General features: G+C 38.3%; 16 protein-coding genes and 3 tRNA genes. 9 read left to right on the top strand and 10 right to left on the bottom strand.

Features of this window, described 5'->3' with window-relative positions:
- The first annotated feature begins 22 nt into the window (after window positions 1-22).
- Together H4J50_RS03045 and sbcB are read left to right on the top strand one after the other, a co-directional pair.
- Window positions 23-583, top strand: coding sequence for a cold shock domain-containing protein (locus H4J50_RS03045; protein ID WP_182254373.1), 561 nt, complete (start codon window positions 23-25; stop codon window positions 581-583).
- A 127-nt stretch (window positions 584-710) separates the two neighbouring features.
- A complete protein-coding gene (gene sbcB, locus H4J50_RS03040) occupies window positions 711-2186 on the top strand; it encodes an exodeoxyribonuclease I (protein ID WP_404842735.1) in 1476 nt (491 codons plus the stop codon).
- 97 nt (window positions 2187-2283) lie between these two features.
- Here sbcB and H4J50_RS03035 read toward each other — a convergent pair whose 3' ends face one another.
- Both H4J50_RS03035 and H4J50_RS03030 read right to left on the bottom strand, forming a co-directional pair.
- Window positions 2284-3147, bottom strand: a complete 864-nt coding sequence (locus tag H4J50_RS03035; RefSeq protein ID WP_182254371.1) for an NAD(P)-dependent oxidoreductase — start codon at window positions 3145-3147, stop codon at window positions 2284-2286.
- An 84-nt stretch (window positions 3148-3231) separates the two neighbouring features.
- Window positions 3232-3597 carry a HopJ type III effector protein gene (locus H4J50_RS03030; RefSeq protein ID WP_182254369.1) on the bottom strand — a complete coding sequence of 122 codons (366 nt, stop codon included), beginning with the start codon at window positions 3595-3597 and terminating at the stop codon, window positions 3232-3234.
- A 531-nt stretch (window positions 3598-4128) separates the two neighbouring features.
- Here H4J50_RS03030 and H4J50_RS03025 point away from each other — a divergent pair.
- Window positions 4129-4611 carry a glutathione peroxidase gene (locus H4J50_RS03025; RefSeq protein ID WP_182254367.1) on the top strand — a complete coding sequence of 161 codons (483 nt, stop codon included), beginning with the start codon at window positions 4129-4131 and terminating at the stop codon, window positions 4609-4611.
- A 162-nt stretch (window positions 4612-4773) separates the two neighbouring features.
- On the opposite strand, the gene uvrB is transcribed toward H4J50_RS03025, so the two are convergent.
- Window positions 4774-6774, bottom strand: a complete 2001-nt coding sequence (gene uvrB / locus H4J50_RS03020) for an excinuclease ABC subunit UvrB (protein WP_182254365.1) — start codon at window positions 6772-6774, stop codon at window positions 4774-4776.
- Complete coding sequence (locus H4J50_RS03015) at window positions 6774-8147, bottom strand: MATE family efflux transporter (RefSeq protein ID WP_108457771.1); 1374 nt, start codon at window positions 8145-8147, stop codon at window positions 6774-6776. The genes uvrB and H4J50_RS03015 overlap by 1 nt, the downstream gene beginning before the upstream one ends.
- Window positions 8148-8705: 558 nt before the next feature.
- Here H4J50_RS03015 and H4J50_RS03010 point away from each other — a divergent pair.
- The 3 genes from H4J50_RS03010 (at window position 8706) to H4J50_RS03000 (ending at window position 9147) form a co-directional block, all read left to right on the top strand.
- Window positions 8706-8781: transfer RNA gene (locus H4J50_RS03010), tRNA-Asn, on the top strand.
- 155 nt (window positions 8782-8936) lie between these two features.
- Window positions 8937-9012 (top strand) — tRNA-Asn (locus H4J50_RS03005).
- Between the two features lie 59 nt (window positions 9013-9071).
- A tRNA-Asn gene (locus tag H4J50_RS03000) sits at window positions 9072-9147 on the top strand.
- A 496-nt stretch (window positions 9148-9643) separates the two neighbouring features.
- Here H4J50_RS03000 and H4J50_RS02995 read toward each other — a convergent pair.
- Both H4J50_RS02995 and H4J50_RS02990 read right to left on the bottom strand, forming a co-directional pair.
- Window positions 9644-10357: a transposase gene (locus H4J50_RS02995; protein ID WP_108455543.1), complete on the bottom strand. Its 714-nt coding sequence runs from the start codon at window positions 10355-10357 to the stop codon at window positions 9644-9646.
- Between the two features lie 194 nt (window positions 10358-10551).
- On the bottom strand, window positions 10552-12189 hold the full coding sequence (locus H4J50_RS02990; protein WP_182254363.1) for a M28 family metallopeptidase: 1638 nt from the start codon (window positions 12187-12189) through the stop codon (window positions 10552-10554).
- A 300-nt stretch (window positions 12190-12489) separates the two neighbouring features.
- On the opposite strand from H4J50_RS02990, the gene H4J50_RS02985 reads away from it, so the two are divergent.
- Window positions 12490-13605: a DUF3083 family protein gene (locus H4J50_RS02985; protein ID WP_108455541.1), complete on the top strand. Its 1116-nt coding sequence runs from the start codon at window positions 12490-12492 to the stop codon at window positions 13603-13605.
- Window positions 13606-13786: 181 nt separating this feature from the next.
- Here H4J50_RS02985 and H4J50_RS02980 read toward each other — a convergent pair whose 3' ends face one another.
- From H4J50_RS02980 to H4J50_RS02970, 3 genes are read right to left on the bottom strand one after another with little or no spacing between them, the layout of a single operon-like run.
- Window positions 13787-14689 carry an FAD:protein FMN transferase gene (locus H4J50_RS02980; RefSeq protein WP_310733249.1) on the bottom strand — a complete coding sequence of 301 codons (903 nt, stop codon included), beginning with the start codon at window positions 14687-14689 and terminating at the stop codon, window positions 13787-13789.
- 52 nt (window positions 14690-14741) lie between these two features.
- Window positions 14742-16085, bottom strand: a complete 1344-nt coding sequence (locus tag H4J50_RS02975) for a DUF3570 domain-containing protein (protein ID WP_182254361.1) — start codon at window positions 16083-16085, stop codon at window positions 14742-14744.
- Complete coding sequence (locus H4J50_RS02970; RefSeq protein WP_182254410.1) at window positions 16076-16279, bottom strand: DUF4266 domain-containing protein; 204 nt, start codon at window positions 16277-16279, stop codon at window positions 16076-16078. Before H4J50_RS02970 ends, H4J50_RS02975 begins: the two co-directional genes overlap by 10 nt.
- Window positions 16280-16510: 231 nt before the next feature.
- Here H4J50_RS02970 and H4J50_RS02965 point away from each other — a divergent pair, with 231 nt between their 5' ends.
- Entirely contained in the window at window positions 16511-17131 is a 621-nt protein-coding gene (locus H4J50_RS02965) for a LysE family translocator (protein WP_182254359.1), read from the top strand.
- A gap of 148 nt (window positions 17132-17279) precedes the next feature.
- Here the strand turns inward: H4J50_RS02965 and H4J50_RS02960 are convergent, their stop codons facing one another.
- Window positions 17280-17855, bottom strand: coding sequence for a hypothetical protein (locus H4J50_RS02960; protein WP_182254357.1), 576 nt, complete (start codon window positions 17853-17855; stop codon window positions 17280-17282).
- A 538-nt stretch (window positions 17856-18393) separates the two neighbouring features.
- On the opposite strand from H4J50_RS02960, the gene ccoN reads away from it, so the two are divergent.
- The gene (ccoN, locus tag H4J50_RS02955; RefSeq protein WP_108455537.1) at window positions 18394-19815 is read left to right on the top strand and encodes a cytochrome-c oxidase, cbb3-type subunit I; all 1422 of its coding nucleotides are present in this window, start codon (window positions 18394-18396) and stop codon (window positions 19813-19815) included.
- Window positions 19816-19821: the final 6 nt, after the last annotated feature.

Here is a 19821-nt window from a genome sequence, read left to right as displayed (position 1 = left end):
TAACATTAACAATGGAGCTGTGATGCATAAAGGACAATTAACAAGCTGGATTGATGATAAAGGCTTTGGGTTTATTAAATCGGCTGAGCTTAAACAAGATACCTTTATTCATATTTCTGCCTTAAAAGAAATGAGTAGAAAACCCAAGGTGGGTGATTTCATCTATTTTGAGGTAGAGCAACAAGCCAATGGTAAAAGCAGAGCCACTAATTGTCGTATTGAAGGGGTTGCTTCTAAAGCTTTAAAAAGCAATAAACCACGAATGTCGAGAAATTCTTCAGTACCCAAAAGCAAACTTGTCATACTATTGTCCGTGTTGGCTATTTGCGCTTTTGCTTACCAGCGTTTCACCACAAAACCAGTGCATACTCCTGCACCAAAACTAACGGTTCCAGAAGTAAAATCATTACCCGCTAGCACTGCGACTAAATCTCCAGCGCGCTATTCCTGTGATGGCCGCCAGCACTGTAGCCAAATGGCATCTTTTGAAGAAGCAGTCTACTTTCTTCAAAATTGCCCCAATACTAAAATGGATGGTGACAGAGACGGTATTCCATGCGAAAGACAATTTAACAGCTTTTAACTACCGCCCTTTTTGTAGGATTTTATCCCTTGCCTGTGCTAAAGTCAGAGCCATAACGTGGCTTAGCCTTTTTAGCTTAGCAATAGCTTGAAATCTATAGCGATATTAAAACTACAAGTTGTTTTACATGGATAAAATGAACCAGAACTCTTCATCTCAACACTCTCAAGAACAAGCAACTATTCTCTGGCACGACTACGAGACATGGGGAATATCACCAAAATTCGATAAACCTTCGCAGTTTGCCGGTATTCGTACTGATCTTGATTTAAATATTATTGGTGAGCCTGAGATGTTTTATTGTCAGCCGCCACAAGATTACTTGCCGCAACCTGAGGCGTGTTTAGTTACCGGTATTACGCCGCAAAAAGCCTTGCGTGAAGGATTAACTGAAGCTGAGTTTGCTGATCGTATTCATGGCTTATTTACGCAACCTAATACTTGTGTTGCAGGTTATAACAGTATTCGGTTTGATGATGAGGTAACTCGCTACCTGCTCTATCGTAATTTTTACGACCCTTATGCGCGTGAGTGGCAAAATGGTAATAGTCGTTGGGATATTATTGATATGGTGCGTGCTTGCTATGCCTTGCGCCCAGAAGGTATTGAATGGCCAACGGTTGAGCGCGATGGTGAGCAAGTGGTGAGTTTTCGTTTAGAGTTACTGACACAAGCTAATGGTATTAGTCATGAAGCGGCGCATGACGCCATGAGTGATGTTTATGCCACTATCGCGATGGCAAAACTGATTAAAGAAAAGCAGCCTAAGTTATATGAGTTTATTTTTAATTTAAAAAATAAGAAGCAAGTAGCTGAGCTAATTGATGTTTATAACATGACGCCTATTGTGCACACCTCTAGCAAGGTGTCTTCAGTTCACGGTTGCACGAGTTGGTTTGCACCCGTTTGTTATCATCCGATTAATAAAAATGCGGTTATCGCTGTCGATTTAGCACGAGATCCATCTCCGTTATTTGAGCTGACTAGCGAAGAGATTAAAGCGCGTTTATATACCCGTTATGATGAATTAGACGAAGGCGAGTTACCAATTCCAATTAAGTTAATTCATTTAAATAAGTGCCCTATTGTCGCGCCAGCAAAAACGCTGTTACCTGAAAATGCTGAGCGTTTGGCCATTCCGCGTGACCTCTGTTTAGATAACCTAAAAAGACTGAAACAATATACTGAACTTAGAGATAAGTTGACGGATGTTTTTGCCGAAAGTGATTTTGGTGATGAACCTGTAGAAGCTGAGTTTGCGCTTTATGGTGGCAAGTTTTTCTCGCATAGTGATAAAGCGCAAATGGATATTTTGCATCAATTATCGCCTGAGCAATTAGGTACGCACCCGTTTCAGTTTCAAGATGAGCGTTTAAGTACCTTGTTGTTTAGTTATCGAGCGCGCAATTTTCCTTATACTCTTGACGATGGAGAACAACAAAAATGGCAGGCGCATTGTCAAAATCGTCTTCAGCATGGTAAAAAAGGCTTATTGAGTCTTGATGAATTTATGATAAAAATTGAAGATTTAGCGCACCAACATGAACAGAACCAAAGTAAAATGTCGGTGCTTAAAGCTTTATACGAGTACGTGCAAAATTAACATAATGCCGACTTATATAAATTAAGTCGGCTACTTTTCTCGAAGTAGAATACAGCTATTCAGCTACAAAATAACAAAACAATACATCGTTAATGTTTTACTTTTTAAAGCGACTTATTAAGCTTGAAGTATCCCAGCGGTTGCCACCACTTTCTTGAATTTCTTTATAATAACCATCCAGTTGTTTAGTCACGGTTAAATCTGCACCTAATTTATCAGCCTCTGCAAACGCAATAGCAAGGTCTTTTCTTACCCAGTCAACAGCGAAGCCAAAGTCAAATTCTCGATCACACATTGTTTTACCGCGGTTATCCATTTGCCAAGAGCCAGCAGCGCCTTTACCAATAGTTGCTAATAACTTATCAATATCTAACCCTGCTTTTTGGGCGAAGTTTAATCCCTCAGCTAAGCCTTGTACGGTATTTACAAAACAAATTTGGTTTACCATTTTAGCCAATTGCCCTGAGCCAACGGGCCCCATTAATTGACTAAATCTAGCGAAAGCGGCCATCACGGGCTCAGCTTTATTAAAAATAGTTTCGTCACCGCCAACCATGACTGTTAGTGCACCATTTTCCGCGCCAGCCTGACCACCTGAAACGGGAGCGTCTAAAAAGTATTGCTCTTGGCTTGCGGCAATACCGGCAAGCTCGACAGCAACTTCTGCCGATGCAGTCGTATGATCAACTAAAATACTGCCCTTTGGCATGCCTGCTAATATGCCGTTTTCGCCTAGTACCACTTGACGAAGATCGTCATCATTACCTACGCAGCAAAACACTATTTCACAATCTTTCGCGGCAAGTGCCGGTGTTTTAGCACTAGTCCCTGAAAATTCAGCCAGCCATTTATCCGCTTTTGCTTGGCTACGGTTAAAAACACAAACCTCGTGACCTGCTTTTTGTAAATGCCCTGCCATGGGATATCCCATAACACCTAAACCAATAAATGCGACTTTCATCGAGCGAATCCTTATGTAATACCAAGTTGATTAATACCTGATATTGAGTTGAAGTTAGTTCAGCATAGCTTGCGCTATTAATACTTATTTTATAGCTGATAAAGCCACTGATTTAAAATCAATACCTTGCCAGCCAGTTTGCATGAAATTTCGAATATTTTGGTGATCATCACCCTTAGGGTTAGCTAAAACATCTTCTCGATAATAACGCCCAAAACAAGCCAGTGTTTGTTCAGGACTTAAGTTGTTTAGCTGAGCAAAATAAAATATTTTACAAGAGCCTTCATTTGTTCCACTTTCATTAACAAGCTCACCATTGGTAAACGTTGTAGGTTGATATTGATAGTTATCGGCAATAACTTTCATGACTTGGGTAAACTCTATCGAGTGCTGTTCTTGTTTAATGCTTGCGAGAAAGTCATCTAAGTTACTGTTTTCAATATTGTTCATGGAAATTACACACCTTATTTAAGTTTTGTTTGAACGGTTTTAATTCTAGGAAAGTATACGTCTAGCTCTACTATGTTTTTTAAATTTAACTTGCTTGGAATGAGCCTGACTTGAATAATTTAGTTTGGCTTAGTCTAAAGTTGCTCAGAATCACGCGCTAGACCTCTGTGATTTTGACTCTACATACCTGATGAACCAGTGGTAGCCATTGTTATTTTTTTGTTTATAGGCCGTGTGTCATGAGCTTAATAAATTGAGAAATCGTATTGCTTTTTATGCGTTCCATGTTAATAAAATTAGCCTTATTTTGATAGCTACTATTGTGAAAAACTTGTTTAATACCAAATCTGTTAAGTAAAATATCACTGAGTGGCAAGAAACTTATTAGAATTGGTATTATTTATTTTTACGGATTTTTTTTAAATTGGTTTTTGCGGATTTATTTTTGCATTTAAGGTAAAAAACACTTACTTTATTTGACGTTAAATTGTCGCAAATTTGTGTGCAATTAATATTGCTGTAAGGTTTTTTATGAATAACAACATTTATCAGTTTAGTGCCAATAACAATCTTGGCGAACTTGTGCCGCTATCTACTTATCAAGGTAAGGTAATGCTGTTGGTTAATACCGCTAGTGCTTGTGGTTTTACTCCGCAATATCAAGGTTTACAAGCTTTGTATCAACAGTATCAAGCAAAAGGTTTAGAAATATTAGCCTTTCCTTGTAACCAGTTTGGTAAACAAGAAAAAGGCGACGACAGCGAAATTAAACAATTTTGTGATCTTAACTTTAATATATCGTTCCCGCTTTTTAGTAAAGTTGATGTTAATGGTGAAAATGCCCACCCATTATTTGATTATATGAAAAACGAAGCGCCAGGCTTGTTAGGCAGTAAAAGCATTAAGTGGAATTTCACTAAATTTTTGGTGAATAACCAAGGCAAAGTGGTTAAGCGCTATAGCCCAACCACCAAGCCAGCAGATATTGCTAGCGATATTGAAGCGATGCTTTAATAAGCTGGGTACTTTAGAGCTTTGATACTTGAAGGACTAAAGTACAATCTGTATGGCTTGTATTTATAGGCTATGCATACAAGCCATAAGCGTCTTTAGCTGGGTATTAAATTTTGCGTGAATTTGGGGTTACTTTGATTATAAAGCTACTCTATTCACGCTTTAAGTTACTAGCTGTAAATCACGTAATTGTTTGATTTTATCTCGCACTGACGCGGCCAATTCAAACTCTAGATTTTGCGCATGATTAAACATTTGCGTTTCTAGTTCCTGCACTTTCACATCAATCTGTTTAGTGGTTAAGGTTTCATATTCTGACGCTGGCTCTGCCGCTTTTAATGCTGCTGCCGCGCGAGTTTTCCCACCATCAAGATCCATAACATCTGAAATATTACGTCTTACTCCACGTGGCGTTATATTGTTATCAAGGTTGTATTGATGCTGTTTGGCGCGACGTCTATCAGTTTCGTCAATAGCTTTTCGCATTGAACCAGTAATTTTTGCAGCATATAAAATGGCTCTACCGTTTATATTACGTGCCGCTCGGCCGATGGTTTGTATGAGTGAACGCTCTGAGCGCAAAAAGCCCTCTTTATCCGCATCAAGAATGGCAACAAGCGATACTTCTGGCATGTCTAACCCTTCACGAAGTAAGTTAATACCCACTAAAACGTCAAACTTACCTAAACGAAAATCTCGAATTATTTCTACTCGCTCAACGGTGTCTACATCGGAATGTAAGTAACGCGCCTTTATTTGATGCTCGTCTAAGTAATCGGTTAAATCTTCCGCCATACGTTTAGTTAATGTAGTGGCTAATACCCTTTCATCAATTTTTACGCGTTTGCGAATTTCAGAGAGTAGATCATCAACTTGTGTATCAACAGGGCGCACTTCTATTTGTGGATCAAGTAAGCCCGTTGGGCGCACTACTTGCTCAGCAATTTCACCGGCAGATTTTTCAAGCTCATAATTACTTGGCGTGGCAGAAACATAAATAGTTTGTGGCGATAATGCTTCAAACTCTTCAAATTTCATTGGGCGGTTATCAAGCGCTGAAGGTAATCTGAAACCATATTCAACAAGGTTTTCTTTGCGCGAACGGTCACCTTTGTACATAGCGCCAATTTGCGGCACGGTAACATGCGATTCATCAATAATTAATAAGCCATCGCTAGGCAGGTAATCAAATAATGTTGGCGGCGCTTCACCTGGGCCACGACCAGACAAATAACGAGAATAGTTTTCTATACCTGAGCAATAGCCAAGCTCTGTCATCATTTCAATATCGAACTGAGTTCGTTGCACTATTCGCTGCTCTTCAACGAGTTTATTGTTTTCTTTTAACTGAGCTGCTCTGTCTTTTAATTCAATTTTGATTTTATCAACAGCCGCCAATATCTTTTCACGTGGGGTAGCATAATGTGTTTTTGGGTAAACGGTAACACGAGCAACGGTACGCTCAACTTCGCCGGTTAGGGGGTCAAATATGCTAATGCGCTCAATTTCTTCATCGAATAACTCAATGCGCAGCGCCATGCGGTCTGACTCTGCAGGAAAAACATCAATTACATCACCACGTACGCGATACGTTGCACGCTGAAACGCCACGTCATTTCGGGTGTATTGCAGCTCAGCTAGACGTCTTAATATGTCGCGCTGATTAATAATGTCGCCAACACTTACATGCAACATCATTTTTAAATAAGAGTCAGGGTCACCCAAACCATAAATGGCAGACACTGAGGCGATGATAATAACGTCTTTGCGCTCTAACAGTGACTTAGTCGCCGACAAACGCATTTGCTCGATATGTTCGTTTACCGAGGCATCTTTTTCAATAAACGTGTCGGTTGTAGGCACATAGGCTTCTGGCTGATAGTAGTCATAATACGAAACAAAATACTCAACCGCATTATCAGGGAAAAAGTCTTTCATTTCTCCGTATAGTTGCGCTGCTAAGGTTTTGTTTGGTGCTAACATCATGGTTGGACGATTGAGTTTTTCAATTACATTAGCAATGGTATAGGTTTTACCTGAGCCTGTTACGCCCAATAACGTTTGATGCGCTAACCCAGAGTCAATACCATCAAGCAATTTTGCTATCGCCGTTGGTTGGTCGCCGCTAGGGATATAATCTGAATGTATTTTTAGCGCTTTCATTAAGCAGTAACCTCAACATTTATGCGGTCTTTATCACATTGTTTACTGAACAGGTTATATGAAATAGCCGCCATCACTACATTGCCCAGTAATGCGCCGATAAAAAAGCCCTCTAAACCAAACCATAAGCTACCGAGATATGATAAAGGTACATAGCAAATAAATAAACGAATAACACTTAATACTAATGCAACCATAGGTTTATGTAAGGCATTGAAAGATGAGTTTGTTAAAATAATAACGCCCTGTAAACCATAACCTAAGGGTAAAATCCAAATGAATAACTTAATAATATCGGCTACCGCTTGCTCTTTAGAGAACATATCTGCGATTAAGGGAGCAGCTAACACCAGTACAACATAAATGAGCACTTGCCATATAAGCACAAATTTTATCGAGGTTTTGTAACCTTCCTCGACACGGCTCATGCTACCGGCACCAAAATTTTGGCTAATAAATGGTGGTAAAGTCATTGAAAGTGCTAAAACGACTAAACAGGCAATAGATTCAATTCTTGAGCCTACGCCAAATGCCGCAACGGCTGATACACCGTATTCAGCCACTATAGCCGTTAAAACAGCTGAAGCAATCGGAGTCAACATATTCGCGCCTGCCGCAGGTAAGCCAATACGTAAAATTTCGCGTGACGAGCAAATAAAGTCTTTAAGTGACATTAAATGGCTATGAATTAAGCCACGCTTAGCCGCTAAAATATATAAAACATAACCTAAGCCAAATACCCAAGAGACTAATGTCGCTATTGCGGCGCCTTGAATACCCATGGCAGGTACAGGACCAAAACCAAAAATAAAAATAGGGTCTAATACGGCATTTATTAAACCTGCGCTGCCCATAATTATACTGGGCGTTTTAGTGTCGCCGTCTGCACGTAAAATAGCGTTACCAATCATCGGGCCGATTAACAAGATACAACCGATAAACCATAAATCCATATATTGATGAATTAAAGGCAATAGTGCTTCGCTAGCCCCTAAAAGTAAAAATGTTTCATCAATCAGTAAGTAGCCAATTACGGCAAGAATACCGACTATGATTGCTGCTAAGTATAATGAACTGGTGGCTAAACTTTTTGCGGACTCTTTATCGCCTTTGCCTAAAGCTTTGGCAATAACGGCAGACGTACCGATACCCAAACCAATCGTTAAACTAATCACGGTAAAAGTAATAGGAAAAGTAAAGCTAATTGCCGCTAATGGCTGAGTACCTAATAAACCGACAAAAAAGGTATCAACCAAGTTAAAAGTCATCAATAAAATCATGCCGTAAATCATCGGAATGGTCATGGTTTTTAATGTGGGGGCTACGGGATCTTTCAGTAGGTTAATTTGGTGAATATGTTTAGTTTCAGTCATTAATTTTTTCAAAATAAGTGATAGATCGAATGCGTCGACCATTGTAAAAGATCATGATAGGACTCGCTACGTATATATTTTATTTAAGATAGTAATAACGATATTTTCAGAAAAAATAATATCATGGAAATAATTGGCATTACACTATTCTGTAGAGAAATGCACAACAAATGTATAAAAAATAGTGCTTGAACAAAAAACAAACGCACATGGCTACAAAGCCAACATAACACATCTAACCTATTGTTATAAAACAAATTAAACTAACAGCGCAATAAAACAACACTTGACTGCAAGCCGCATTCTACCGTTCATATTACGTTAAGTTACACTTTAACTCACATAGTTATCCACAGATTAAGTGGATAACTATATTTTATATTAACAAAATCAACTTCTGATTATTAAATCATCAACAAAAGCAAAAATAAGGCAAACAATGCCTGCTATTTGAGCAAACAACCAATAAAATGATATTTTTGTAATTTTTGTATTGACAGTCTGACATGCGGCCTTTAATATTCCGCCCCGTTAGCCAATAGCGGCTTTCAAAACAATTCCTCAATAGCTCAGTTGGTAGAGCAACGGACTGTTAATCCGTTTGTCCCTGGTTCAAGTCCAGGTTGAGGAGCCAAATTTAAGATATTGGTTTCAATGTTGCTACGCAAAGCAACGGACTGTGCTGTTATTAAGTCAGCGTTTGTCTCTGGTTCAAGTCCAGGTTGAGGAGCCAAATATTAAGTAATGGCTTTTAATTTTATTAACAGCGATTATAGTAAAAAGAACAATTCCTCAATAGCTCAGTTGGTAGAGCAACGGACTGTTAATCCGTTTGTCCCTGGTTCAAGTCCAGGTTGAGGAGCCACATTAAAATGTGATGGTTTTTATTTTAAAGTAAAAACGATTATAGTAGTACAGAACAATTCCTCAATAGCTCAGTTGGTAGAGCAACGGACTGTTAATCCGTTTGTCCCTGGTTCAAGTCCAGGTTGAGGAGCCACATTAAAGAAACCTGCTTATTTAGCAGGTTTTTTTTCGTCTGAAATAAAGCTGGGTCCAAAATAAAGTAGAGTCAGATACACATTTAACAGCTCAGTTGACAGAGCAACGGACTGTGCTGTTATTAACTCAGCGTTTATCCCTGGTTCAAGTCCAGGTTGAGGAGCCACATTAAAGAAACCTGCTTATCTAGCAGGTTTTTTTTCATCTGAAATAAAGCTGGGTCCAAAATAAAGTAGGGTCAGATACACATTTAATAGCTCAGTTGACAGAGCAACGGACTGTGCTGTTATTAACTCAGCTTTTATCCCTGGTTCAAGTCCAGGTTGAGGAGCCACATTAAAGAAACCTGCTATTTAGCAGTTTTTTTTTCGTCTAAAATAAAGTAGGGTCAGATACACATTTAATAGCCCTGTTGGTACTTTCTAAACGAGCAACATCAAAAAGTATTGAGATCAATATCCTCCTCTTACAATTAGTAAAGCGACTAAAATCAATTAATGTGTATCTGACCCTACTTTTTTACATCTACCTAAAGGTCTGCCTAGTTTCGCTTCTCTGACTCTTCGTCCTGTTGATTGCTCTACTTTAGATTTAAAACATTCGCTGCCCAATGCTAGGCCCTTATTTAATGACGTTCTGATATCTTCAATTAGTAAAGGAGCTATTTGATATTTGAATAAAGACTGATATGTTTTTTGGCGTACAAATGAATCAGCGCCTAGATCCTCGTATGCGGGATGAGGTGTACATAATGGGGATTGTTTTCCTAATGCATTAATTTGATAGCTAGACCAAAGATATTGCGATGGTTCGTCAACCATTCTCGCCCTAACTGGATTTAATTCAATATATTTATATACTTGCAATAAATATGAAACATCTTCTATCAAACAAGATTTGAATCGTCCTTCCCAGAGCGTGCCAGTTCTTCGATATTTATGATTAAAATACTGCACATACCTGCGACCTAAACTTTGCATCAATAAACTAATTGCATTTGGTATCCGCGGTGTGCAAAGTAAATGTACATGATTGGTCATAAAAACCCACGCGTGTATATCAACACAATATTTAATAGAGTACTCAGTTAGCCAATGAGCGTAAGCAGCAAAATCTTGCTCATCTGTGAAGCAAAAACTGCGATTATTTCCTCGTTGAATAATATGTTGTGGTATGTCTATTAGCTGAATTCTGGGCAGGCGAGCCATAAATAATATCCTTATTATTTAAATTGCTCTTAGTATAGAACAAGAATTTTTAAAGTATAATTTGCTCTTTATAATAGAATTGAAAAGATAAATTTTAATGTGTATCTGACCCTACTTTTTTTTAGGTGTTATGTTTCAGAACAAAAAAAGCAGCAATTAACTAATTGCTGCTTTGGTTTTAAGCTATGTGCTTATTAACGTTTAAATTCTGATGTTTTGCTCCACTGCGGCCACACATTTTGATGTGATAATTCATAACCAATTTCAAAGAAAGCTTGGATATCTTCGACAGCACCTGAAAGGTCCCATTGCTCGCTATATTCATCACAAGCATTGTGGTAACACTTGGCTAAAATAGGGTCTAAATGCGCTCGTAGGGCTTTTGTAGCTTCATCAACAGGTTCCTTACCACTCTTAGCATAAAGGGCTGGAATACCAATATTGGCGAATGCAAAGTGATCTGAACGGTAGTAAATACCGGCCGCTGGACGAGGATCGCCTGAAATAACACGATCTTGCTTTTTAGCCGCTACGATTAAGTAGTCATCAAGTTGAGATTGCCCTAAACCATAAACTGAAACATCTTTACTGCGACCATTAACATTTAATGCGTCCATATTGATATTAGCTACTGTTTTAGCTGCAGGTATAACAGGGTTTGCCGCATAAAACTTAGAACCCAATAATCCTTGCTCTTCAGCGGTTACTGCCATAATGGTGATTGAACGTTCTGGTGCCATAGGTAGTTTTGAAAATGCTTCAGCTACTTCAATAAGTGCTGCCGTACCTGATGCATTATCTACCGCGCCATTATAGACTTGGTCGCCCTCTTTACTGGTATCTTTACCTAGATGGTCCCAATGTGCGGTATAAATAATGTGCTCATCTGGTGTTACGCTGCCGGGTAAAGTAGCAATAAAGTTATACGAAGTAGACTTTTTAACGGTATTTTTTACCGCAACAGAAGCGGTTAAATCACCCATATCAACATGATAACTGCCCTTAGCGGCTTTTGCTTTTTCTTGCTCAAAGTTTAAACCTGCGTTAGCAAAAAGTTCTTTGGCAACATCACTATTAACCCAACCTTCAACCGCAACACGATCTTTATTTAAATCTTCACGAACAAAACCAAATTGTGGACCTGTCCATGAGTGCTCAACTACTGACCAACCATATGATGCTGGTGCAGTTTCATGAATAATTATTGCGCCTTCTGCACCTTGGCGGCTCGCCTCTTCATATTTATATGTCCAACGACCGTAATATGTCATGGCATTACCATTAAATAATGCTGGGTCTTTAGTGGCAAAACCGGGATCGTTGACAAGAATAACAACTGTTTTTCCTTCAACATCAAGCCCTTCGTAATCATTCCATTGGTATTCTGGCGCATTAACACCATAACCAACAAATACTAGTTCAGAGTCTTTAAGCTGTTCAAAATCACTAATACGGCTTGAGCCCATAACCATATCATGGCCATATTGATATTCTTTACCACCTATAGATAAAGCCATATCTGATGACGCTTCAATTGATACCATAGGCACAGGTTGTAAAAAGCTATCACCATTACCTGGTTTAAAACCGATAGCGGTGAGTTGCTTGGTTAAGTAATCAAGCGTAAGTTTTTCACCTTTAGTTGATGGTGCACGACCTTCAAATTCATCTGAAGCAAGTGTTTTAATGTGCTCGGTAAGTTGTTCTTTGTTAATACTGTTATAACTTGCGGTTACATCGGCGGCGTTATTAGTTTTTGTAGCAGCATCGCCTGCTCCACAGCCCAAAAATACGGCTGAGGTTAATAAGGTAAAAGCTAAAGATTTTTTCATGTTTTTTATACTTTATTTGAGAAAGACTCTGAGATTATATACAAATCTGCTCTCATTTAGGTAGAGGTAAAGTGCAAAGAAATATTAAAGCCTGCGCTAAATTTTTATGTCTGTATTTATGTCTATATTATAAACAGCTTGAAAGCCTTGCAAACTAAGCCTTCGTCCTTAATATCACTATGTTTACCTGCACTTAAAGCGAATCTGTGCAAATAATGATCTGCTCTTTGGTATATATCATATTTGACCACATTTAATGATACTACTATGATGAACTTTTAAATTAATAGGTTAATTGTTATGCCAATCTCTCGTACAAGACGCGTTCAACACAAAGTGCACATTCCTTCCTCTGCACGTGAAAACCAATATTTACTTGCTAAGTTTGCTATTACAGACAGCTTAATCGAGAGAATTTCAGGCCCAGTTGATCACAACAGCGAACAACCATTTTTAGCTTTTTATAAGAAGTTGTCTGAATTATTCTTCAAAATCAACGAAGAATTAGATATTGAAAGTGGCCAATTTGTTGCTAATGACAAATTCACTCGCATTCGATTTAGCCCAGAAAAAATTACCGCTCAAACAGAACAACAAATTCTGTTTTTGTATAACTCACGTTACCACTTCAGTCAGAAGTCCTATTTTGATGCGACAAAGCAAGCCAGTAAAATTCATTTAGTGTTTTTGTCTAATGGTGATGAAATAAGACATAACTCGGCAATATTTCATCAAAAAGTTGTTAAAGCGATCACAAAATTTACTGAACAAAGTGGTATGGAAACAGAAGAAGTACGCATTTGTGACCATCAGCACCTCACTTATGATTTATTTGCCAAAGATAAAGGCGTACAAGGTAATCAAGTACATAAGTTACGCAGCATCTCAAATCGTTATGCGCCAGATGAAATTTCTATTCCGGCCAATACCGATGAACTAACATATGCCATTGTTGATATGCCCATTAACCGTCGACTAAGCAAACTTGTGAAGCTTGACCATAGTGAAGGTGAAAACTACAACCCACTCTACAATTATATCGCTGATGCGTTTATGAGTGCCGCTAAGAAACACAACTTAAACAATGGTGCACTTATTGCGAATGGATTAGTACCGATTGTACGTCGCAGTGACGATGAAACTACCGTAGCAAAAGGTGAGTTAATGATGATTGGCTATAACCCGAAAAGTGCAAATAGTGGTTATACCTGTAAATGGGCCGCTGAAGAACTTGTTGATAGTGTTCATTTCGTTTTTGTTGCCAGTGAGCAAGATAAAACCAGCCATGGTTACGGTAAATTTTTAAATCAAATAGAATCTGTTTTGCATAGCATTGCCCAAAAACTTAAATATAATAATGATAAAGAAGAGTTAATTGTTCGTTTTCATCAACATATTGGTTTTTATCGAGAATAAACTGTTTTTCATTTAACCTGCTTTCGTTTTAAAATCAGCACATATGCTACTTTTAAAACAACAGATGTTTTGCTGCGTTTGCATGGATGTGAACGCGCAGCAACATTAAACGCCCCTCCTCTTTATATACAAGATTTAAAGCAGAATTAACGCTAAACATACTTAGAAATAATTCAAATAATTAACGAATAGCCCAAAACTTAATATTTTGTTCAGTCAAAAAATGTTCGGCTTGTTCGCCCTGCATTAATGCTAATGTCGCTAATATACCGGCCTGAATACATTGCGGAGCCACAACCGTAATAGAACGTGGTGCTTGCACAATTGGCCAGCCAGTTTTCGCATTTAATATGTGACTATAACGAATATTATCTTTTAATAAGAATCGTTTAGCGTCTCCACTGGTGGCTAGTGCTCCTTGCATTAAGCTGACGACCATCGTTTTATGTTCTACAAACCCTGGGTGTTCAATACCCACCTGCCAAGGCATGTTTATTTTACGGGGTTTATTTGCCGCTAAATCACCACCTAAATTGACTAAAACGGGAAGGTTGGTAAATTCGTTAGCAATAATCATCGCTCGATCAACGGCGTATTCTTTGCCAATACCGCCAAAGTCTACTTCCATATTTGCCGGTAGTGTTATTTGTTGTTCATCGTAGCTCACTTTATCCCAGCCAATATTGACTAAGGTATGTGCTACCTGATCTGGACTTGGGACATTATTACTACCATCAAACTGCCAAACTTGACGTAACACGCCAGAGGTAATATCAAACAAACCTTCGCTGAGCTCATAGCAAGTATCAGCAAAGTTGAGTAATAAGTAGGTTTCTTGATCGATAGCTATAGGGATGCCAATACTATTATTAATAGCTGAGCAAACACTGCTTGGATTATAACGGGAGTATTTATCTTCGATTCGCCATACTTCATTAGCAATACGTTCGCCCAAGTTCAGCGCAAGTTGGTTATCACTATTGGCAATTAGCACTTCACAAGGACTAGCCATAGCGTCAAATGTAACGCTATGACCATCATCAGTTTTCAATAATTGAATACGCCTTTGCGATGATTTGTTCACACTATTTCCTAACGCTTAATCATTTAAAAGTTAACTATACCTACCAAGCACTTTAAAACGAATAGGTTACTTGTGCTATCACCGCATCAACACTTTCATATAAATCAACCTCGGCTAATGCATCGGGCGCTTTATGGCCAGCATCGGTAGGGTCTTGTCGATAATATTCCAACCTAAATGACAAGTCATTTCCGCCATTAAGCTTGGTACCATATTTTAATCCTATGGTGTATGCACTCATTTCGCCGATACGATAATCTGCACTGGCAAATTCAGGTATCGCGTTTGGCTCAATTAAAAACGGTTGGTAAAACTGGGCGGCACTTTGTTGATAAAAACGAAAGTGAGGCTCAATATAGCTAGAGCGAGATAATGGCATGCGAAGTTTTGAATCAATAGTATGCGAGTCAATTTTCCAGTCATCCCACATATAACGATACGACACATCAATAATATTTTTTTCAAAGTGATATTTTGTTTGTGCAAAAAGGCTCTGTTTTAATCTTGAGTCTGGGCGGTTTTCATAAACATAGTCTTGTGCGATGCCTGTATTATCAACCAAACTTAATACTTTAAAAGGGTCGGTTAAGTAGCCGCTAACCTTAGAGTAAGAATAATTAAACTGCGTGATCATTCGACGGTTAATGACTTGTGTAAAGCCGATCATAATATCTGCGGTGGTTTTATTGTCGCTATCGGTTCTGCGAGTAAGATCAAAGTCAGCCTTTGTTCCACTATTACTCGCATTGTCGTTATTACCATAAGCCCTTGGCATTGATGCGAATGCTAATGGAATACCGCCCTCGGGTTCAAAAGTATCATGAAAGTAGCTTAATCCAACCGAGAACGTTGAGTTTTTCTGATTAAAGTCATAAGCCAGGTTGCCATTAATACCCAGTGATAAATAATCATATTCTTTCGAAAGGTAAACTCCGGCGCTACCCGTATAATTATCGGCTAAAGGCTGAGTCCATTGGGCATTAAACTGTACACGGGTGTCTTTGAAGGTGTCGTCTAGTGGTGTTTTATTGACTTGTGTTTGATAGCTGCCTTTACCTGAGGGTCTAGTAAAAGTTTGAATATTGGGTTGAGCAGCAGCACCATTGGCTGATGCTCCCGTTAACACATCAACGGTAAGTTTAAGATTTAAAATTTCGTCATTTGCAAAGGTTTTTTGACCATTTAAAATAGCTTCAGCTGCTGAAACACGGTCGCTTTCACTATAAAATAAAAGTGCACTTTCAAAATCCCAAGCAGTATCTTGTGATGCTTTTTTAGCTGCTGTTGTATTGTCTGCTGCGATAACAGTTTTAGGGATGGTGCCCAACAAAGCCGATGCTGCAAGCGTTAACGCGGCTTTGATATTAACGGGACGCTTTTTTTTAATTAATTGCATCCGCAACCCCCACCACCAAAGCTTTTACCCCCACTTGAAGCTTCTTTACTGAAGTAGATATGATCATCTAAGGCAGAGTCAATCGGTGAAGATGTTAAAGCCATTTCACCTTTTGCTAACAAATCGCGTTCCCAAGGCTGTACGCCTAATGACGAACAACCACTAACTAAAAAAATGTTGACTGCAAAAAACATACATTTAACAGCTTTCGAGGAAAAGCGAGGTAAAGAATCAATATAGCGAGAATTTTTTTCGGTTAGCATATTTTTACTCCGACCCAATTAGATCTTAATTTAAGCCCTTTAATCATTATGCGCTTATTCTGAAAAAAACCTATTTTTTTATAAAATTTTATATTTTAATGATTAATCCTCAGCTAAGTTGCGTTATTATCCTTTTCAATCAACCTTCAGGCACTTAATACCTTGATAGATTTCACCTTGCTTAGCATTTTTATTCCTACATTTTTTATCGTGAGTATTACACCAGGTATGTGTATGACTTTAGCTATGAGCTTAGGCATTACTATTGGGGTGAGAAAGACTTTTTGGATGATGTATGGTGAGTTATTGGGTGTAGCAACGGTAGCCATTGCATCTGTTTTAGGTGTGGCAACGATAATGACAGCTGTGCCCCAGCTATTTCAAGGTTTTAAAATTTTAGGAGCGCTATATTTACTCTATGTAGGGATCAATATGTGGCGAGCCAAAGGTAAACTTGCCACTGACCCAAATCAACATCAACAATCAATTAAAAGGCGTAGTTTATTCCAACAAGGTTTTTTAACGGCTATTGCCAACCCTAAAGGTTGGGCGTTTATGATTTCGTTACTACCCCCTTTTATTAGCCAAACTCTCCCATTAGCTCCCCAGTTGAGTATTTTAGTGGCAGTTATACTGATGTCTGAATTTATTTGTATGACTCTGTATGCCACGGGTGGAAAAACTATCGGCAAAGTATTAACTAAACGTAACAATGTACAATTACTGAATAAAATATCAGGTAGCTTAATGATATTAGTCGCTATTTGGTTAGCCACGAGTTAGTGGGTATTTGCAGTATTTATCAAACTTGAGTCTCGATACCATACCATTTACAAGTAATACTTAATTACCCTGAACAAGATGGTTATATTGATAACTCTACTTAGTAAGTACGTATATATGATTTTAAATAAGGATGGCCTAAACGGTTTTAAATACGGTAACTCTGCACCGTAAACATTTTAGTTTGCTTTTTGTTTTCTTCAGTAATAAACGTTAACCAAATACGCCACTTCATTTGTGCTGCAGAACAACTTCCTACCAACACTTCAGTTTGAAAAGCTTGTTTACTATTTTGCTTAATTTTCTCAGGTAACTGTGCAGATTTGATGATTGCAGAAGTCGAATTTTCAGTTGCTTTACCAGCGATATCATTAATTGATAACTGAGGTTCAAAAAATAACGGTATTTTCCCCATATACATGTCAACACCTTCAAGGTAGCCATTAATACTTTTTAAGCTATCTTTGCCTTGATACTTAATCACCATGTTAAATGGCTGCTCCGCGACTATTTTATCAACATCGAATAAAACTTGAGCTTGAGCATCTATTAACTGAAATTCACATTGGCTTTGATCAACAATACATTGGGCAATTTTTGGTGAGGCATTGTCAGCGACTAAATTTGATTTATTCTCAGGACTACAGGCGATAAGTACCAGAGATAAAAATATTGTTATTAGTGTAAATAAAAAACATTGGGGATTTTTTTCAACAATATTCATAGATGAAATAAAACAAAGGAATTTGTCCGCTATAATACACAATCATAAGGTTTATTTATTCATTTTTTCAGCTGTTGCTTTAGTGATTACAAATTTACGATAATTCTCTTTTGCATTCTTCAGTAACGGGCATTTCGACTAAAAAGCTAGAAACACTTTTAATTCGGTGATTAAAGCAATAACCCTGATGAATTTTGAATATTTATTTAAAAAAAAGTTGTACAAAATTACGCCATGATTTTAACCCGCAATTTCGCTAATTTATGCAAATTTTAGCGCTAACCTTTTATAGATACAGCAATTAATCGAAAGTTGGTTTTCAACATACCGAACATTAATAATGAGAATGCAGGTTTTTTGTTGATTTAAATCAAGTTTTACGGTTGATTTATGGCATAGGCGAAAGGTAAAATCACATAGATTCTGAAACAACTCGTTTTTCGAGTGTGACATTTATCATGGCTTCTCAGCATTTTTCGTGAAAAAGACTCTTTTTTATACAAAACTGCAAAATCTAACCTAGTAACGGAACAATAAAATGACAACAACGCTTGATCATCCGTCATATAACTACAATGTGGTGCGTCAATTCACCGTAATGACTGTTATTTGGGGGATCGTTGGTACTCTTGTAGGTGTTCTTATTGCGGCGCAATTAATTTGGCCAGCACTAAATTTTGATACACCTTGGTTAACCTATTCTCGTCTTCGTCCGCTGCATACCAATGCGGTAATTTTTGCTTTTGGTACCAGTGCATTGTTTGCAACTTCGTATTATGTTGTGCAACGTACTTGTAAAACGACGCTTTTTGGTGGCAAATTAGCTGCCTTTACCTTTTGGGGTTGGCAAGCCGTTATTGTACTTGCCGTTATAACTTTACCCATGGGTTATACTTCGAGCAAAGAATACGCTGAATTAGAATGGCCAATTGATATTTTAATCGCCGTGGTCTGGATCTGTTACGCCATTGTGTTTTTTGGTACCTTGATCAAGCGTAAAACCTCTCATATTTATGTGGCAAACTGGTTCTTTGGTGGTTTCATTCTAACCGTTGCGGTATTGCATATTGGCAACAGTATGGTTATTCCAGTTTCTATGATGAAGTCATACTCCATATATCCTGGTGCGATTGATGCCATGATGCAGTGGTGGTATGGACATAATGCCGTAGGCTTTCTATTGACCGCTGGTTTCTTAGGTATGATGTACTATTTCGTACCAAAACAAGCTGAGCGCCCTGTTTACTCTTACCGTTTATCTATTGTTCATTTTTGGGCATTGATTTCATTATACATTTGGGCAGGCCCTCATCACTTACATTACACTGCACTGCCTGATTGGGCACAATCAGTTGGTATGGTTATGTCAATCGTACTATTCTTGCCTTCTTGGGGTGGGATGATCAACGGTATAATGACGCTTTCTGGCGCATGGCATAAGCTGCGTTATGATCCTATTCTTCGCTTTTTAATTGTTTCGTTGTCTTTCTACGGTATGTCGACATTTGAAGGCCCGATGATGGCAATTAAGTCGGTAAATGCTCTTTCGCATTATACTGACTGGACTATTGGTCATGTTCATTCTGGTGCACTAGGTTGGGTTGCTATGGTATCTATTGGTGCTATATACCACTTAATTCCAGTACTCTTTAACCAAGGTCGCATGTTCAGCGTACGTTTAATCAACGTGCATTTCTGGCTACATACATCTGGTGTTGTTTTATATATTGTCGCTATGTGGATTTCTGGCGTAATGCAAGGGTTAATGTGGCGTGCAGTTAATACTGACGGTACGTTAACTTACAGTTTTGTTGAAAGTTTAACGGCTTCTTACCCATTCTACTTTATGCGTTTTGTTGGTGGTGTATTAGTTGTATCAGGCTTCTTACTGATGGCTTACAACATGTTTAAAACAATTTATGCTAAAGACAATAGTCTTGAAGCAGTTAAAGTAGCTTAAGGAGCC

Source organism: Colwellia sp. 6M3 (assembly GCF_014077595.1).
Lineage (GTDB): Bacteria > Pseudomonadota > Gammaproteobacteria > Enterobacterales > Alteromonadaceae > Cognaticolwellia.
Note: the sequence above shows the minus strand (reverse complement) of the source record. Positions and strands in the feature narration are given on the sequence as shown.

Coding starts and splice junctions, on each gene's coding strand:
- H4J50_RS03015 (WP_108457771.1), bottom strand. CDS start 8,147: ATGACTGAAACTAAACATATTCACCAAATTAACCTACTGAAAGATCCC.
- H4J50_RS02990 (WP_182254363.1), bottom strand. CDS start 12,189: ATGAAAAAATCTTTAGCTTTTACCTTATTAACCTCAGCCGTATTTTTG.
- H4J50_RS03045 (WP_182254373.1), top strand. CDS start 23: ATGCATAAAGGACAATTAACAAGCTGGATTGATGATAAAGGCTTTGGG.
- H4J50_RS02985 (WP_108455541.1), top strand. CDS start 12,490: ATGCCAATCTCTCGTACAAGACGCGTTCAACACAAAGTGCACATTCCT.
- H4J50_RS03035 (WP_182254371.1), bottom strand. CDS start 3,147: ATGAAAGTCGCATTTATTGGTTTAGGTGTTATGGGATATCCCATGGCA.
- H4J50_RS02970 (WP_182254410.1), bottom strand. CDS start 16,279: ATGTTTTTTGCAGTCAACATTTTTTTAGTTAGTGGTTGTTCGTCATTA.
- H4J50_RS03025 (WP_182254367.1), top strand. CDS start 4,129: ATGAATAACAACATTTATCAGTTTAGTGCCAATAACAATCTTGGCGAA.
- sbcB (WP_404842735.1), top strand. CDS start 711: ATGGATAAAATGAACCAGAACTCTTCATCTCAACACTCTCAAGAACAA.
- H4J50_RS02960 (WP_182254357.1), bottom strand. CDS start 17,855: ATGAATATTGTTGAAAAAAATCCCCAATGTTTTTTATTTACACTAATA.
- H4J50_RS02995 (WP_108455543.1), bottom strand. CDS start 10,357: ATGGCTCGCCTGCCCAGAATTCAGCTAATAGACATACCACAACATATT.
- ccoN (WP_108455537.1), top strand. CDS start 18,394: ATGACAACAACGCTTGATCATCCGTCATATAACTACAATGTGGTGCGT.
- uvrB (WP_182254365.1), bottom strand. CDS start 6,774: ATGAAAGCGCTAAAAATACATTCAGATTATATCCCTAGCGGCGACCAA.
- H4J50_RS02975 (WP_182254361.1), bottom strand. CDS start 16,085: ATGCAATTAATTAAAAAAAAGCGTCCCGTTAATATCAAAGCCGCGTTA.
- H4J50_RS03030 (WP_182254369.1), bottom strand. CDS start 3,597: ATGAACAATATTGAAAACAGTAACTTAGATGACTTTCTCGCAAGCATT.